The following is a 17967-nucleotide window of genomic DNA, read 5'->3' as shown; positions in this document are numbered from 1 at the left end:
GTACACAGACCCATTAAAGCGGTTTAGTAAAGCAGTTCTCATCTCAAGCGTTATCCACAGATAATCCTTTCTTTTGAGCCTTCTTATCGTTACTAATTAGATTGTGTGCGAAGCCCTTTTCGCCGTAAGGCTACATAGAATTTAAGGAATTACCTGTGTCTAATAAAATGACTGGTTTAGTAAAATGGTTTAACGAGTCTAAAGGTTTTGGTTTTATTACCCCTGACAATGGTAGTAAAGATGTGTTTGTACACTTCTCTGCTATTCAGAGTGGTGGCTTTAAAACGCTGAATGAAGGTCAAAAAGTTGAGTTCAGCATTACTGCTGGTGCAAAAGGGCCGTCAGCTGAAAACGTTGTAGCTGCCTGATATTTTTCCTGATGTAAACTAATATACGATAGCGAAGACGGTGAATGCCTGAGTAGATATATTAGTTTTTCAGAAACTCAACATCTGTCGACATAAAGCTGAACAGATGTCTGAGTCTAATCATTGGGTAGAACAGTTAAAATGATTATTTTATGAATGTCATTTGTTGTTTTACCTCTGTAGTTTTTCTTGCACGCTTAAGTGCATTCGTAAAAGCTAACAACATCCCAAAAATCGCTGGTGCTATAATATAAAGAAAATTATATTATTTTAGATTCCTCATGTGAACTGATAAGAAATATTTATTTTTTATTGCTTTTAATAGTGAGTTGTAACCTGATACTGAAAACCAAGAGAAATTAATAGTTAAATAGATCTTTTGGATATCACTGCGGTAGTGAGTGTTGTAGCAAATAAAGGCTAACATCATGACCGACCATATTTATTTTAAGTGCCCTTGTTGTCATGGGTCACAGTACAGAACTTCCCATTTTGATGTGACTGAGAAAAATCCCTTTGGTGCAAAGTGTATTTTTTGTAAATCATCAATGATCACACCTGATAACTATGCGCCATATACTTCCAGTAAATCAAATGAACAGGTGTTGCGAAAGTAACATTTGGCTCTGACCTTCCAGTTAAGGCGGCAAGATTCATTATCATTGCCAGGCACTGGTTTAAGTCCAACAAGGGTAGTCAGTCTGCTACTATCTCATCGAATTGAGCGGGCGACTTTTGAATTTGCAGGAGACGAGGGTTTGATCCTCTATGGTTACACCATGAATAAAAACCTCGTTCTAACGGGGTTTTGTCATTTCAGGGTTATCCGTGCAACATACAAGTAAGTTGGGCAAAGAATTGTATTTTTTGTTTTGCTATTAACATCATGTCTGATGTGTAACGGTATTACTAATAACCATATAAAGGGCAACGCATTGAGAATCATACAAAACCATATTATGGCCCAGGAAATTGGTGAAACAGTTATCCAGCTACTTGAAAATGGCAAAAGGGTTACGACAGGGAATATCATTGATTTGCTCGAACGGAAAAGTCATGCCTTGCACGGTCAAGAGGCCGATGAGATAAGAGAAATATTGATATTTATCAGGAAAAAATCTGTTCTGTAAACGTGTTATAAATCACCTACGGTGCTCACGGATTATGGTTTCTCAATCAAAGACCTACTGAGAGGCATCCAGCCTGGTAGTGCAAAACTCTTCTTTTCTGGCCCACATAATAAAATGGGCCTTTTTCATTACCAAAAGATAGGTTGTGATATCTGGACGGTGTGAAGCAATAATGATTACATATTTGTCGGTTGACATTGAAATCAATTATTTTCTGTAAGCGCTTTTGTGATTAGGGTTGATAGTGCTTCAAGTTGAATAGCAAGTTGAATGCTCAACCAGACATATCCGTGAACGGCGCTTTCAATGATTTCCTCGCCCTCATTGGCGAGTAAAAGACAATGCAACTCTTTAGTAATTTCGAGAAGATGCTCGCTATTTGATGCTATCGGCGTTGGGTTTCCTTCATGCAAGGCATGTGCGAGGGTGTTGAGGGTGCTACGGGTCATTTGTTCCATATCTGACAGCGTATGAGTATTCAATATGAGAAATCGACTGCCACGAGATGCCCAGTGGGCATTTATCTGAAATTTTTGCGCCGCTATCATATCGCGGGTTATCGATTGAATATCTTCAAGTAGACTCTTCGCAATCTTTGTTTCTTTATTTACTGGTGTAATAAGGCTGCGCATTTTTACTACATTATTCAGCGCTCGCGTTTGAAGTTTGGCCATTCTCGGGGGCGCAAGAACGTTTCGGGAGACTCCCGCAGTTGTTATTTTTAGATAATCAGAAAGAAAGTCAGCAAGTTGTATACGCCAGTTAATGAATGCTCTCTGGGGATAAATGCTGGTAAACAACATCGCCAGAATGCATCCTATAATAATGTTGGTGCTTCGCCACAATGCTGTTTGTAAGTCTCCTGCAGGAGCGCTGCTGACAACCGCCAGCGTGATACCAATCAATAATGCGGCATAGGGACGTTTACTCATGGCCAGAAAACCACAAAGGAAAGCTGCGCATCCACACCACAGCATCATCATAGTGAGAGAGTACATTTCAATGTGTAATGCGATGATCCCCAAAATCGCACCCCCTACAGTTCCCGCCATACGTTCAAGTGCCCTGGGTATCACATTGCCCATGTAACTAATTGGTCCCATGACCACAACCAGTGTAATCAGGGGCCAGGAGTGGTCTGGTAAATTCAACATTCTTATCAGTAAGAAAGTTATAACAAAAGCTAAAGCAATACGGATCCCATGAACTACGCGATAGTTGCGGTAAATCTTAAGTTCTAAAGGACTTATCGGTTTATTCCGTTCAATGGAAAAAATATTGTTTTTCATTGGTTAAAATCTTTAACATAGACAGAATTATAAAGAATGTTCAGATATACACTGAAAAAATAAACTCGTCTTACTTTTTTAACTTATAAAAAAGGAGGGCAATGCCTGACATAGGTTATTGTTAATCAATTGCTAATGCAGTAGCGAAAGAAGAGGTGATTTTTAATGCCCACATTATCTGTGGATTTGCCATTATGGTGGTAAGCGGTTCTACACATATTGAGTGGCCCATGATTTAAATTCAACATGTTGACTTTGACAGATATTAAAAAGTTGTGGACTTCCAAAATACTGGTTAGCATGTTTAAAACGTTTTCTTTTACAGGTTGTTATAAGTCTAATCAAAACAGGTCAGATGGTTTCTGTGCACGGCTTTATATCAGCAACGGTATCATTATATTTATAACATATGCACTTTGATGAGCTAAGGCCCGGACCAAAGCTCATGAGATATAAGTTCTGGCTACATTAGATGGAAGCAGTACACAACCTATTCATGTGTTATCGAAAAGCAACTACGTAAACAGAAAGTGCAAGTGCGAGAAATATCCAGTATTGAGAATGGTAATGGAAAAGTTTGAGCATAAATATCCTCCACAGATTCGGTTCCTAATTAATGGCAGATTTAAATGTCAACAACAAACAAAAAAGCATGGGCATTGATTGTTTGATTGTTTCATATTGTTTCAGTGATGCGCTATGACGGTGCGTTTGCACCAACAATAGGATTTTTGCATTGTTATGGTGAGCTTAGTGTCAGCCGGGCATTAAGACGCGATCAATCTACTGATAAATATAACCCAGGCAGCCATATGCGGCTTTTTCTATCCTGTCTGTTACTCTTTGCCAGCCGCACACCGATACCACAAATCTTGCCCGCCGCCTGAATACCGCAAAGCACACCGGAAATCTTGCCGTTCCTGCCAAAAGCAAAACAGCCGGAGCTGACGTTGTAATCCTCTCTGACATGCTCGGAAATTTCGTAGTAGAAGCTAAATATTATGCTGAGATGGAGGAAATACGACTCTTCCGTGAGTCAAAATCCCTGAAAACTTAGGGTGATAGATAAAGGTCTTAAGCAGCATGACATAATTTTCGATTTAAGCTATTTAAATTCATTTTTATGATAAGAATCATGTGCGATTTCCCTATAAAACTAAATCTTGCTATGTTTGGTTAATCATGCGTTAATGAATTCTTGGTTTGTAACGAATTTATCTAAAGCAAGTGCTGTATTAATTTTATTTCTTGTTCCTGTTGAGACTTCCTTGCTGGCTTTTCTCTCTGATAGTTTTTCGGACCATTCTGCCCAAGGGCTTACTCAAGAAAGGTAATAATTATGTCTAATAAAATGACTGGCTTAGTTAAATGGTTCAATCCTGAAAAAGGTTTTGGGTTTATCACCCCTAAAGATGGCAGTAAAGATGTGTTTGTACACTTTTCTGCTATCCAGAGTAACGATTTCAAGACGCTGAATGAGAATCAGGAAGTTGAGTTTAGTGTTGAACAGGGACCTAAAGGCCCCTCAGCAGTTAATGTCGTGGTTGTATAAGGTAACTGTTATTACACATCATATTCACTTCAGATGCCCGTGTTGCCACGGATCTCAGTACAGAACGTCGAGCTTTGATGTTACTGAAAAAAATCCTTTCGGAGCAAAATGTATTTTTTGCAAATCGGTAATGATTACATTTGACAATATTGCGCTATACATTCGTTCTGGTCAGACTTTGTTAGATTTTAGAAAATAAAGTTCAGGTTCCTTATGGAGCCTTTTTTGTATGCTAAACCGTTCATCTTTGTACGAACCATCACGGTATCATTATGAAAAAAGTAATCGTTTTTTTTAACTCAGAACCGGCAGTTGTTGTATCCGTAATGAAGGGAATTACTTCGATAATGCGTGAGTTTCCCAATGGGGAAAAAGCACACCTGTCCGTGATGTCAGCAGGATTTCCATCTCTGACAGGAGACCATAAAATAGTTTATGTTGCCTCTGATCGCGATGTCAGTTCCGAAGAAATTCTCGAGGCAGCATCGAAGCTTTTGAAGTGACATCTGATTGTTTCTTTACCGACCGAGATAGTAGTCCAGTGGTTTGCAGATGTTTTGCGCTTTTCTTGTATGAAGATTGTACTGCAACCTCTTGATTATTGAGTCTTTCCATTCTATCTTTTAAACATGTCAGCGCTGTTATAAGTGCTCCACGGGGAATGTTACATACTTGGCGTTGATACGTTAGAGATCAAGAGAGGTAAATAATGAACGTCGAAGAGTTAAAAACAAAAACTGAAGCGGATATTTCTGAATTCATTACAAAAAAAATTGTTGAACTCAAAAAAAAGACAGGAAAAGAAGTTTCCGACATCCAGTTTACTGCTCGTGAAAAAATGACTGGGCTTGAAAGCTATGATATTAAAATTACATTGATCTAATTGTTAAAAGACCCAGCTTGAATGAAAAGCATTATCTTAAAAGGTAATGCTTTTTTATTACTGTCAAAAAATTTGGATGTTGTCAAAACCTTCATTTTTAACCATAGAACAAGGCCTGACTTTTTAATGGGGCCTTTCCGATGCCAGTCCGCGCTATCGGGCTACTGCTGGCTCAGGGCAGGGAATGCACTTGTCGAATATTTCGTGGTCAGTGGGTATCACATTGAGGGGAGTGGGATGACGTAGTAGCCTGCGAATGGGTTAATTATCATTTCGGTCGGGATTGTTAGATAACCCAACTCCTACTTTTACCGCAGCAAACAACATAATGCACAGAGCGGTAATGACGGTAAATACCAATGAAAGGCTGGTAATCATAAATTTTCTTCATTTCAGATGGATTTGATTATTAGACTAAGGCATAAAGGAAAAGTTCAAGGTAAATATCATAGTATTTCCCGGAAAAATATCGAAGCGGGTCATTGTATACCAGAGCGGACTGCAGAGAGCCGTATCCAAGAGTGGCGGATCAACGGTCTCAACGGCCCCTGTGGCTGCAAATATCTATCTTGGCAAACGTCTTCATCTACCCTGTGATATCCCCCTTTTGGATAAAAAATAGGAAGATAAATTAAATGGTTAAATTTTATCCAAACGTGGTACAGTGAATCTCATTCATCGAAAGGGTAATCATCATGTCTCTCATCGATTACGCAATGAAGTACCTCGGCGGCGTATCGACGACTACTGTCATCTGCCCGGCCTGCGGCTTACGTTCATCCCAATCTATTTCTAAAATTCGCCTTAAGCAGACAATGCTGTGCCCTGGCTGTAAAACACTGTTTGTTTCACCACGATAACCCTGACACTTAGTTGCACCCAAACCCGGTGTTCTATACTTAAGTCAAATCCCGGCAGCTGTTAAATCCCTGATGCCTTACGCCCATCCTGAGAGAACGTTTCTGAACTGATTTCGCAACTGCTCCTGCATGCTAACTCTGCATCAGAGCAATGCTATGAAAATGAACCCCAGGGCGTGGTTTAACCGCTCCCATATTCCGATGAATGCTACCGAAAGCGTAACGTTTTCGGCGAACGATCCTGCCGGTGAAAGCACGCTGCAGTCAGAACTCTTTTCGACCGCCCAGATGGAACGCTACGGTCAGAAGCTCGCACGGACCCATAAATTATCGCCGGATAAACATCCTTATTATCTTCTAAAAAGACTCGGCGAGAATGAGGCCATCATTACCCAAAGCTGTTATGAGCTTAACGCGGGTAAAAAGACCAGCATCATGCCTGCCGGGGAGTGGTTGCTGGACAATTATTATCTGATTGAGGAACAAATCCGCACTGTCCGCCAGCACTTGCCGAAAAGCTTTGGTAAAGGTCTCCCGTCGCTGATGTCGCCGCTGAATTGCCCACGAATTTACAATATTGCATCAGAGGCCATTGCTCACGGTGACGGGCGCTGGGATGCTGCCAGCCTGACCAGCTATCTCACCGCCTATCAACAGGTGACCCCGCTGACATTAGGTGAAGTCTGGGCGTTACCGGGAATGCTGCGCCTGGCGCTGATTGAAAATCTTCGTCGTATCAGTATCGAAGTGATCAAAGCGCAGCAGGACAGAACGCTGGCTGATATGTGGATAACAAAGATTTTCGGATGTGCAGAGAATGCCCCTGGCGATTTAATCATGGTGGTTGCCGATATGGCACGCTCCCGACCTACGTTAACCAGTGCGTTTGTCGCAGAGCTGGTGCGGCGCCTGCAGGGGCATGGCAATGCGCTGTCGTTACCTCTGACCTGGGTTGATCAGTGCCTTCGGGAACAGGGGATCACCACCGACGTTCTCATACATAATTTCAATCAACAGCTTGCCGCCAGCCAGCTATCTGTCAGTAACAGCATCGCGGGTCTGCGATTACTGAGTGAAACGGATTGGGCTGATTTTGCCGAAACGATAAGTGTCGTCGAACAGGCATTACGCAATGATCCTGCCGGTATCTATCCTCGGATGCACTTCAATACCCGGGATCATTACCGGCACGTTGTTGAGGTACTGGCCAGAGACAGTGGTCTCAGCGAGCCTGACGTTGCTGACAGGGTGCTGACGCTTTCAGGAAACAGTGCTCCCGATACACTGGAACATCATGTTGGTTATTATCTCGCAGGCGAAGGTCGGCAGGCGCTGGAAATTCATCTGTTAGCAGACACCTCAAGGCTCATGCGCTTGCGGCACAGTTTCAACAGAATAACCCTGCTGTCATGGCTTGGAAGCCTGGCGTTGTTGACAACCGCAACGACCGCAGCGATTTTGCACGAAACAGCCATGCAGGGCGCAGACTGGCTGTTAATCGCGGTGATATTCCCTCTGATTATCGCTGTAACTCAGTTGATGAGCGATTTACTCAGTGACGCCACCACCCGTTTTCGCGTTCCTCGCCCCTTGCCGCGGATGGATTTCTCAACCGGCATTCCCCCTGACAGCGCCACTCTGTTAGTCATCCCCTGCATGCTGACCAGCCACGCAAGTTTCAGCCAACTCCTCACCAGTCTTGAAGTCTGCTGGTTGGGGAATGAAAACGAAAATCTCAGGTTTGCGCTGCTCACTGATTTCGCTGATTCTGCAAATGAACCCTCGCCGGAAAGCCAGATGCTGCTCAGACAGGCGATCGCTGATACGCAGGCGCTGAATCGCCGCTATCCCTCCAGCCGCCCACGTTTTTACCTGCTACACCGCCAGCCTGAATGGAACCCCGCTGAAGGAACGTGGATGGGCTATGAACGCAAGCGGGGAAAACTGGCGTTACTGAACAGCTGGTTGCGCCATCCGGGGACACAATTCGTCAGCGTTGCAGACATGCCTGCTGACCTTTTACCGGGCCACATTAAATACGTCATTACCCTGGACAGTGATACGGTGCTGCCGCGCGATACGGCGCACAAACTGGTCGCGACGATGGCGCATCCGCTGAATACGCCAGAGTATGATCCGGTACGCCAGAGGGTTGTCAAAGGATTTGGCATTTTACAACCCGGCCTTGCGGAGGAGATACCACGCAACGGTCAGGGACGTTACGCCGCCATGCGCAGCAGCATACCGGGCAATAATCCCTATTCGATGATGTCTTCGGATATCTATCAGGACCTTTTTGGGGAAGGATCGTTCGTGGGGAAAGGGATTTACGATGTTGACATTTTTATGCAGGCCACGGCCAACACCTGCCCGGAAAACCTGGTTCTCAGCCATGATCTACTCGAAGGATGCTATGCACGTTCGGGTCTGCTGAGTGAGGTGTTACTCTATGAACAGTACCCGAATAATTATCTGTCGGATGTTGCACGCCGTTCACGCTGGATCCGGGGTGACTGGCAACTGCTTAACTGGCTGAAACCACGTGTCAGAAGAGCCGATGGAACCCGGACCAGGAATCCGCTGACTGCGCTTTCTTACTGGAAATTACTCGATAATCTGCGTCGCAGTCTGGTCGCCCCCTCATTACTGGTATTGCTGTTCTTCACCCTGCTCGGGGTACCTAATCCGGTTTACTGGCTGGGCGTACTGTCGCTGATATGGCTGTTGCCAACCATCCTCTGCATCACCCATGACCTGCTGCATAAACCTCTGCGTCGCCGCCTGAAGCCGCATCTGTTACTGGTAGGGGCGGGCGCGCTGAAGCGTTTGTCAGGTATCGGCCTTAATTTTGCGATACTGCCGCATGAAGCCGGATATTCGCTAAAAGCGATCGCCGTGACGTTATGGCGATTGGGGATCAGCAGGCGTCACCTCAGCCAGTGGGTCAGCCACAGCCAGGACAGCAATCAGGCCGGACCCACTGTCGCGCGTTTTTATCAGGCGATGTGGCTGAATGTTGCATGTGGTGTGATGCTGATAATACTGACCGGACAATTTGCTCCACAACTGCTGGGGATTGCGTTGCCGATCGGTTTGTTATGGTGTGTGGCACCGCTGCTGATGAGCTGGCTGAGTCGCCAGCCTGCGCGTAAGGTGTTTTCGCCCAATCCGGAACAAAAACAGCTGTTGCGCCAGACAAGCCGTGAAATCTGGGCGTTTTTTGAAACCTTTGCCACAGAAAAAGAGAACTGGCTTCCGCCTGATAACTACCAGGAAATACCGCAGCCGACGGTGGCCCATCGAACTTCTCCTACCAATATTGGTCTTTCCCTCATGGCTAACCTGACGGCATGGGACTTTGGCTACCTGCCCGGCGGGGAAGTGCTCCGGCGCGTGTCGCTCACGCTCGACACAATGGATAAAATGGAGCACTACCGGGGCCATCTCTACAACTGGTATGACACTCGTACGCTGGCCCCCCTCAGCCCACGCTATATCTCAAGCGTTGACAGCGGCAACATGGCAGGGCATTTGTTGACACTGCGTGCAGGGCTGTCCGCCATGCGTCATCAGCCAGTTTTAAATCGCCAACAGATACTGGCAGGGCTGAACGATACGCTGGATATTCTGGAAAAACAGTGGGGTCAGAACCCGCCTGACAGCTTGCGGTTGCTGCGAAAACACTGTCTGAGCGCGGTGTCGCTCTCTCCGCAGACATTTTTCAGCGAGCTGAAAAATATGCGCACCCAGTGCAATCACCTGAACACGCTATGCCATCAGGGATCTCCTCTTCAGATGCGTTGGGCAGGACATCTGGAGCATCAACTGGTTCAGCTTTGCCATGAGTGGTCGCTGCTGCTTGGTTGGTTACCTGCATCCTGGAACGAACAGACGCTGCCGACTTTGTGCGAGCTTGCGCGCGCAACATTTACTGGTGTAGGAACCCCCCCGGCGTCAGCGACGGAGCAGGCCCGGATGCGACTCAATATTATCACTGAACTTGAACAACGGCTGGATGAGCATGCCCGGATGGATTTCGCCTTTCTGTACAGCGAAGCAACCAGTCTGCTCAGTGTTGGCTATAACTGTGACACGAATATGCCTGACAAGAGCCACTACGATCTTCTACCGTCTGAAATCCGCCTGACCAGCTTTCTTGCCATTGCCACTAATCAACTGCCTCTTAAAAGCTGGTACGCGCTTGGGCGACTGTTCACCACCATTGACAATGAAACAGCCCTAATGTCATGGAGCGGGTCAATGTTTGAATACCTGATGCCGAATCTGGTAATGCCCACCTGGCCTGGCAGCCTGCTCGATGAAATGAGTCAGTCGGCGGTAATGCGCCAGATTCATTGGGGGAAAGAACGCGGAGTACCGTGGGGCGTTTCAGAGTCTGGTTATCATGCTTTTGATGTTCAGCATAATTATCAATATCAGGCATTTGGTGTGCCGGGTCTCGGCCTGCGCAGGGGGCTTGCTGATGACATGGTTGTCGCCCCTTACGCCACACTGCTGGCGTTGATGGTCTCGCCACAGAAAGCCTGTGAGAACCTGATCAGGCTGCAAAAAAATGGCGCACATGGTGAATACGGTTTTTATGAAGCGCTGGACTATACTCCCTCACGCCTCGCAACCGGTCAGCTCTATGCGGTGGTTCAGTCCTGGATGGCGCATCACCAGGGCATGGCGTTTCAGGCGCTGGCTCATGTGCTACTTGACGCCCCGATGACTGAACGCTTCATGTCCAGTACGGTCTTCCGATCAGCGAGCCTGCTGTTACAGGAACGCGTGCCGGATGCAGTCGATCTGTACAGTCCGCGCCGTCATTTTGAATCTCATGAGGGCAGGGTCAAACCCGTTCGCTATGAACCCCGTATTTTCTATGGCGTGGACACGCCGGCCCCGGATATTCAACTGCTGTCCAACAACCATTATCATCTGATGTTGACCACGGGCGGCGGCGGCTATAGTCGCTGGAATAATATTGCGCTCACGCGCTGGCGCAGTGATACCACCCGCGATAACTGGGGAGCATTCTGCTATATCCGCGATATACAGACGGGGAATGTGTCGAGCAATACCTGGCAACCGACAGCCCACACCAGCGGGCATGACGAGGAAGTGATATTCACCGATGCGAGTGCTGAATTCAGACGCACTTTCGATGGGCTCAGCGTCAAAACTCAGGTTGTGATCTCCCCGGAGGATGATATTGAGTTGCGACGGCTCACACTGATTCATCGTGGTCGCCAGCCCCGCTCTCTGGAACTGACAACCTATGCCGAAGTAGTACTGGCACCTGAAGCCAGCGATCTGGCACACCCGGCATTTAGCAATCTGTTTATTCAGACGGAACTGGATCCTGAGCGTGACGCTATTCTTTGCCACCGGCGCCCGCGTTCTCCGGGTGAAGCGAGTCCCTGCCTGTTTCACATGATGGTGGTGCATGGCGATAACCGTCATAACGTTTCGTTTGAAACAGACAGGGAAAAATTTCTTGGTCGTGGCAGAAACCCTGCTGATGCCCAGGCAATAAAGGCAGGCGGGGCGCTCAGCAACACGTCGGGGTCAGTGCTGGATCCGATCCTGGCAATACGCCACACCATCACTCTGCAGCCGGGGCAGCCGGTCACGATTGATATCATTTATGGCATCAGCGAGACCCGCCAGCAGAGCCTGGCGTTGCTGGAAAAATACCGCGATTACCCTATCGCTGATCGCGTCTTTGAACTGGCCTGGTCTCACAGTCTGGTGGTATTACGCCAGATGAACGCCAGTGAAGATGATGCCACTTTGTTTAATCGTCTTGCCAGCGCGGTGCTTTACCCTGTCCAGGAGCTGCGCGCCGAAGGCCAGGCGATCAGCCGCAACCGGCGTGGTCAGTCCGGTCTGTGGGGCTGGGCAATTTCAGGCGATCTGCCGATAGTGCTGCTCAGTATTACCAGCGAGGAAAGTATTGCCTCAGTGACCACACTGATTCAGGCGCACCGTTACTGGAGACAGAAAGGACTGGATGTTGATTTGGTTATCCTGAATAACAGTCCCGGCGGCTACCAGCAGGGCTTACAAAATCAGATTATGGACTTAATTTATGCCGGGTCTGAAGCCAGTTTGCTGGACAAAACGGGCGGTATTTTTGTTCGTAATGGCGAGCATCTCTCTGCTGAGGATAAGTTGCTTTTGATGAGCGTGGCCTGTCTTTATCTTGATGACCGCACAGGCAGTATCAATGAGCAGCTTAATCAGCGTACTCACACCCTTAAACCTCAGGCCAGAGCACTCATTCCACGAGCTGTGCGCGAGCGTAATCAACATACGGACTGGAGCCCCGATATCAGTCAGTTATGCCATTTCAATGGGTACGGTGGATTTTCTCAGGATGGTCGGGAATATCAGATTGTCCTGCGGGAAGATGCGCAGACACCGGCTCCCTGGTCAAACGTACTGGCAAATGCCCGTTTTGGCACTGTGATTTCAGAGGCGGGACAGGCCTACTCCTGGTATGAGAATGCACATGAATACCGGTTGACACCGTGGGAGAACGATCCGGTGAGCGATCGCAGCGGCGAGGCGTTTTATCTGCGCGATGAAGAGAGTGGTGAGTGTTGGTCACCGACGGCTTTACCTGTTCGCGGACATGGTGATTACCTGACCCGCCATGGTTTCGGTTACAGCGTGTTTGCCCATCGAGAGAATGGTATAGACAGCGAGCTGACGGTCCTGGTTGCCGAAGAGGCACCAGTTAAGCTAGCGCTCCTGACGCTCAGTAACTCTTCGGGGCGGACACGAAAACTTTCCGTCACCGGCTATGTGGAGTGGACGCTCGGAGGAACACGAACTCGTTCAGCCCCTCACATTGTGACACATGCGGCCAGACCGCCTGGCGGCTGCGGAGTGCTGGCGAACAACTTTTATGGCGATAACGGTAGCGGTCGTACTGCCTTTTTTGCCGTCAGCGGTAATGACTGTTCGTTGACCGGGGATCGCCGGGAGTTTATCGGTCGTAATGGTTCTCTGTACGCCCCGTCGGTCATGAAGCTACGCAGGCTTTCAGGTAAAACGGGCGCCGGTCTGGATCCCTGCGGGGCAGTACAATCGGCGGTAACATTAATTGATGGCGATCAGAGGACGTTTATTTTTATCCTCGGCGCAGAGGAGAATCATATTCGAGCTCAGGAGACGCTTGCCCGTTATATGAATGAGGAGACGGTCCGCGAGGAGCTGAACCGGGTTCACAACCACTGGCACAATGTGCTCGATAAAATCGTGGTTAACACCCCCGACACATCGGTAAATTTACTGGTGAATGGCTGGCTATTGTACCAGACGGTAGCCTGCCGCCTGATGGCTCGCAGCGGTTACTACCAGTCCGGCGGCGCATTTGGTTTTCGCGATCAACTGCAGGATACGCTGGCGCTGAGTCATGCTGATCCGAACCGGATGCGAGAACAGATAATCCTGTGTGCATCACGGCAATTTATTGAGGGTGATGTACAGCACTGGTGGCACCCGCCACACGGCAACGGGGTGCGCACCCGCTGTTCCGATGACTATCTGTGGCTTCCGCTTGCCGTTTGCCACTATGTTGAAACGACGGGGGATATGGATGTACTGGAAACACGTATTCCTTATCTGGAGGGACGTCCGCTTCAGCCTGGTGAAGAGTCTGCCTATGATACGCCGGTGATCAGCGGTACCGAAGAGACTCTCTGGTTACACTGCGTCAAAGCCATTAAGTATGGACAACAGTTCGGGGAGCATGGTCTGCCGTTGATGGGGGCGGGTGACTGGAATGACGGCATGAACCGGGTGGGGATCGACGGCAAGGGTGAAAGCGTCTGGCTGGGCTTCTTTCTGTTCGATATTTTGCAGCGGTTTGCGGCGCTGGCTGATCGCAGGCTGGATGAAAGCGTCGCCTCAATGTGCCGTTCACAGGCTGTGCGCCTGCAAAGCAATCTCGAAGCCCACGCCTGGGATGGTGAATGGTACCGGCGTGGATATTTTGACGATGGTACTCCCCTGGGGTCGAAAGCATCACAGGATTGCCGGATTGATGCGATTGCCCAGAGCTGGTCAGTATTGTCCGGGGCCGCTAGCCCGGGACGGTGCGCAAAGGCCATGCAGGCGCTGGATAAGCATCTTGTGGATAGCGAGGGGGGACTGATAAAACTATTAACACCGCCTTTCGATGGGCACGGTCCAAATCCGGGTTACATACAGGGCTACCTGCCTGGTGTGCGGGAAAACGGAGGGCAGTATACACATGGCGCTATCTGGGCTGTGATGGCATTTGCCCGAATGGGGAATGCCGAACGTGCCTGGCAACTCTGGTCCATGCTCAGCCCGATAAATCATACTCTGAATGCGAACTCAGTCGGGATCTATAAAGCCGAGCCTTATGTCATGAGCGCTGATGTTTACAGCGTCGCTCCCCATATCGGACGTGCCGGATGGAGCTGGTATACCGGTTCATCAGGCTGGGCCTGGCGTTTACTTACCGAGGAATTACTGGGGATAAAACGTTCCGGTGCTGACCTTACGGTTCATGCCCGGTTGCCGGATGGGTGGCCGTCTTTTTCTATGACTTATCAATATGGCGAAAGCCATTATCAGATTAGTGTCTCACGCGGCGATGCAGAATATCGCGTTACACTGGATGGTGCTCTCCTCCCTGATGACAGAATACCGCTGCGGGATGATGGACAAAACCATACGGTTGAGATTATTCAGAACTGACACTGAGTCCAGACGCGCATTAACGTCTGCCGTTAATGCGCTGATTATCCCTGAGAACCTCAATCGCTGTCTGCATGGCGATTTTGTCATCTCGTTTTTTTTGCTTGTCCTGCATGACCTGAAGGTATTCCAGCAAAGTTCGGGTATTAATAGGTCGGCCCTGTTTGCCCACTGCCAGCACGGCTTCGCCAAGAATAATTTTCACTGGTGGCAACTGGGCCGGGTACCAGTCAAGGGTGTCTTCTGATTTCATGATAAATTTCTCACGGAAGGGTATTATATCATAAATCAGACGTTTAATTTTCAATATCTGATATCCTGATTTAATCATAAATTAACATAACTTAAGCCAGTTATTTTTATATTAAGGCGTATAATAATTACTGTGTTCCTCAGAGAATTATTTATGTCTTATACAAAAGGACTCAGGCACTTTAAAGAAAGACCGGTGCATGTTGCCTGCCCGGTATGCGCATACAGAGCCGATCAGAAAGCAGGTAAACTAAGAAAAGATGCGGTTCTGGAATGCCCTGCCTGCGGGCTGTTGTTCAGACCATCAGAATGCTGGTGTATCGGCGGCTGATCGGCTTCTGCCACCTAACGTGAGTGATGTTGGGAAATGACAATATTGCTCCTGTACTGTAGTTTGAGAGGATATGATGATGAAATCTAAAAAATCTATTTTTATTGAAGGACATATCCTTTCGAACAGCTGTCATGGGCAGGTTGGTCAATCTTTCTGTATCCACAGGGCCAGGTTTAATAATGGTAAATATGCGATTATCCGGGAAGCATCCGGAATATGTTTCAAGCCTGGCGAAATTATTCAACGAAACGATTGCGAGTGGTTTTATAACCTTACCAAAATTCGCCTTCTCTCATTTGAGTACCTTGAAGATGATGAATCCAGAAGACAATTTCTTGAATATCGATAATAAATTCATGCGTATCATGACGGCATATTTTTGCGCGTTTACAATTCCTTTCTGATTTTACAAATCTTATCCCCGTTCGTGACCTGGCATGCAGTTTACTTGAGGGTAAACTGCATGCCATGATCATTTTAACTTTTTAGGTAATATCGGTTAACTATCAATGTCGCTAACCTTCTTGTTCAGCAAGCGGGAGGCGCGCCAGTAGATCAGCAGCATCAGACCCATGACGATGGTCAGCGTAATGCTGGTGGCAGCACCGAACGGCCAGTCGCGGATGTTCAGGAACTGAACTTTAATCACGTTGCCAATCAGCAGGTTTTTCGCCCCGCCCATTAAATCGGAAACGTAAAACAGCCCCATTGCGGGCAGCATAACCAGCAGGCATCCGGCGATAATTCCCGGCATCGTTAACGGAATAATGATGCGGGTGAAGGTCTGAAGTTTACTGGCGCCCAAATCGCGCGCGGCTTCCAGCAGCGGTTTATCGAGCTTTTCAATGCTGGAATAGAGCGGCATCACCATAAACGGCAGCAGGATGTACACCAGGCCGATAATCACCGCGCTGGGGGTAAACATGATGCGAATGGGGGTATCGATAACGCCGAGCCACAACAGAAATTCGTTGAGGTAGCCCTTGGTGCTGAGGAATATTTTGAGTCCGTAGATGCGAATAAGCGAGTTGGTCCAGAACGGAACAATCAGCAGGAACAGCAGCAATGGACGCACTTTTTCCGGCAGTTTCACCAAAAACCAGGCAAACGGATAGCCGAGCACCAGACAGGCGAGCGTGGCAATCAGCGCCATATTGAGGGAGTGAACCAATACCTCAAAATAGAGCGGATCGAGCAGGCGTGTATAGTTTTCCAGCGTAAAGACCATTTTGACGAAATTGGCATCGTCGCGGGTCAAAAAGCTGGTGCCGATGATCATCAGGTTGGGCAGAAAGACAAATAACACAAGCCAACCGACAATGGTGACGATCACCACACTCTGGAATTTACTTGTGTTCTTCATCAGCCAGTACGACCTCCCAGCTTTCTACCCAGTTAATCGCCATTTTCTGGTCGAGAGAGTGGTCAAAGTCAGGATCGTCTTCGTTGAAGAATTCACTGACCATCACCATCTTGCCATTTTCCAGTTCCACAACCGACTCCAGCGTCATGCCTTTGTAGTTGCGTTCACGCACGTAGCCGATCAGGCCTTCGATATGATTGTCGTCGTTGATTTCATCAACGCGCAGATCTTCAGGGCGTAACAGGACGTGCAGCTTCTGTCCGGGAATCACCGCGAAGTTGACATAAATATTGCACTCGCGACCTTCAACGTTAGCACGAACGCGCTGTTCGTCCAGACGTTCTATCACCGTCGCGTTAAACATATTGATCTCACCGATAAACCCGGCGACGAACAGATTTTTCGGCTCTTCGTAGATTTCGCGCGGCGTACCGTCCTGCTCAATCTTGCCATCGCGCATCACCACGATACGGTCTGACATGGTCAGCGCCTCTTCCTGATCGTGAGTGACAAAGACAAAGGTGATACCAAGCTTACGTTGCAGCGCTTTCAGTTCGTTCTGCATCTGCTTGCGCAGTTTGTAGTCCAGCGCAGAGAGAGATTCGTCTAACAGGAGTAAACGGGGTTTATTGACCACCGCTCGGGCAATCGCTACGCGCTGCTGCTGTCCACCGGAGAGTTGATGCGGTTTTCGCTGGGCGAACTCTTCCAGCTGCACCATGCGCAGAGCTTCGGTAACGCGCGGGGTAATGTTGGCTGCGGGCGTTTTTTGCATGCGTAAGCCAAAGGCCACATTCTCAAAAACGGTCATGTGGGGAAATAACGCATAGCTTTGGAAGACGGTATTCACGTAGCGGTTTTCCGCCGGAACGTGAGTGATGTCCTGGTTGTCCAACATGATATGACCGGAATCAACCGTTTCCAGACCGGCAATCAGGCGAAGAACGGTTGTTTTACCGCAGCCAGAGGGGCCAAGCAGCGTGAGAAACTCGCCATTATTGATGGTCAAATCCAGGCTGGAAATCACCTCTTTGCCATCGAAACTTTTGCGAATTCCCGCTAATTGCACCAGTGGAGAAAGCGAACGCGGTTGTTTATTCAATTTTTTACTCTGTCCCATGTAAACGCAACGGATGGCTGACCGCTGCGGGGTTCGTGGTTAACCACCTTGATGACTCTTAATGAGGGCCGTTATTC

At 48.0% G+C, this 17967-nt stretch carries 13 protein-coding genes; 9 read left to right on the top strand and 4 right to left on the bottom strand.

Annotation, left to right across the window (positions count from 1 at the left end):
* The first annotated feature begins 155 nt into the window (after nt 1-155).
* From HV229_RS14905 to HV229_RS14895, 3 genes are all read left to right on the top strand, one after another.
* On the top strand, nt 156-368 hold the full coding sequence (locus tag HV229_RS14905) for a cold-shock protein (protein ID WP_005127641.1): 213 nt from the start codon (nt 156-158) through the stop codon (nt 366-368).
* A gap of 428 nt (nt 369-796) precedes the next feature.
* A complete protein-coding gene (locus HV229_RS14900; RefSeq protein ID WP_071600303.1) occupies nt 797-985 on the top strand; it encodes a cold-shock protein in 189 nt (62 codons plus the stop codon).
* Nucleotides 986-1327: 342 nt separating this feature from the next.
* Nucleotides 1328-1498, top strand: coding sequence for a hypothetical protein (locus tag HV229_RS14895; protein ID WP_223949811.1), 171 nt, complete (start codon nt 1328-1330; stop codon nt 1496-1498).
* Nucleotides 1499-1701: 203 nt separating this feature from the next.
* Here the strand turns inward: HV229_RS14895 and HV229_RS14890 are convergent, their stop codons facing one another.
* Entirely contained in the window at nt 1702-2787 is a 1086-nt protein-coding gene (locus HV229_RS14890; protein WP_047415355.1) for an FUSC family protein, read from the bottom strand.
* 1339 nt (nt 2788-4126) lie between these two features.
* On the opposite strand from HV229_RS14890, the gene cspG reads away from it, so the two are divergent.
* From cspG to HV229_RS14865, 6 genes are all read left to right on the top strand, one after another.
* Nucleotides 4127-4339 (top strand): cold shock protein CspG, encoded by a 213-nt coding sequence (gene cspG / locus HV229_RS14885; RefSeq protein ID WP_016152690.1) that lies wholly within the window; start codon nt 4127-4129, stop codon nt 4337-4339.
* 10 nt (nt 4340-4349) lie between these two features.
* Nucleotides 4350-4538, top strand: coding sequence for a cold-shock protein (locus HV229_RS14880; protein ID WP_087121842.1), 189 nt, complete (start codon nt 4350-4352; stop codon nt 4536-4538).
* Nucleotides 4539-4611: 73 nt separating this feature from the next.
* Complete coding sequence (locus tag HV229_RS14875; RefSeq protein WP_019076503.1) at nt 4612-4842, top strand: hypothetical protein; 231 nt, start codon at nt 4612-4614, stop codon at nt 4840-4842.
* A 206-nt stretch (nt 4843-5048) separates the two neighbouring features.
* Nucleotides 5049-5222 (top strand): addiction module toxin, GnsA/GnsB family, encoded by a 174-nt coding sequence (locus HV229_RS14870; protein WP_016152691.1) that lies wholly within the window; start codon nt 5049-5051, stop codon nt 5220-5222.
* A 695-nt stretch (nt 5223-5917) separates the two neighbouring features.
* The gene (locus HV229_RS26160) at nt 5918-6082 is read left to right on the top strand and encodes a YnfU family zinc-binding protein (RefSeq protein WP_175299807.1); all 165 of its coding nucleotides are present in this window, start codon (nt 5918-5920) and stop codon (nt 6080-6082) included.
* Nucleotides 6083-6238: 156 nt separating this feature from the next.
* Nucleotides 6239-14821, top strand: a complete 8583-nt coding sequence (locus HV229_RS14865; RefSeq protein WP_181545741.1) for a glucoamylase family protein — start codon at nt 6239-6241, stop codon at nt 14819-14821.
* A 19-nt stretch (nt 14822-14840) separates the two neighbouring features.
* On the opposite strand, the gene HV229_RS14860 is transcribed toward HV229_RS14865, so the two are convergent.
* From HV229_RS14860 to potA, 3 genes are all read right to left on the bottom strand, one after another.
* A complete protein-coding gene (locus HV229_RS14860) occupies nt 14841-15074 on the bottom strand; it encodes a hypothetical protein (RefSeq protein ID WP_029139493.1) in 234 nt (77 codons plus the stop codon).
* 832 nt (nt 15075-15906) lie between these two features.
* Nucleotides 15907-16770 (bottom strand): spermidine/putrescine ABC transporter permease PotB, encoded by an 864-nt coding sequence (potB, locus tag HV229_RS14855; protein WP_016150058.1) that lies wholly within the window; start codon nt 16768-16770, stop codon nt 15907-15909.
* Nucleotides 16754-17890 (bottom strand): spermidine/putrescine ABC transporter ATP-binding protein PotA, encoded by a 1137-nt coding sequence (gene potA, locus HV229_RS14850; RefSeq protein WP_181545739.1) that lies wholly within the window; start codon nt 17888-17890, stop codon nt 16754-16756. The genes potB and potA overlap by 17 nt, the downstream gene beginning before the upstream one ends.
* Nucleotides 17891-17967: the final 77 nt, after the last annotated feature.

This window comes from Citrobacter sp. RHBSTW-00524, from assembly GCF_013747755.1.
Taxonomy (GTDB): domain Bacteria; phylum Pseudomonadota; class Gammaproteobacteria; order Enterobacterales; family Enterobacteriaceae; genus Citrobacter; species Citrobacter braakii.
The sequence above is the reverse complement of the archived record's forward strand: the minus strand, read 5'-3'. Positions and strand labels throughout refer to the sequence as shown.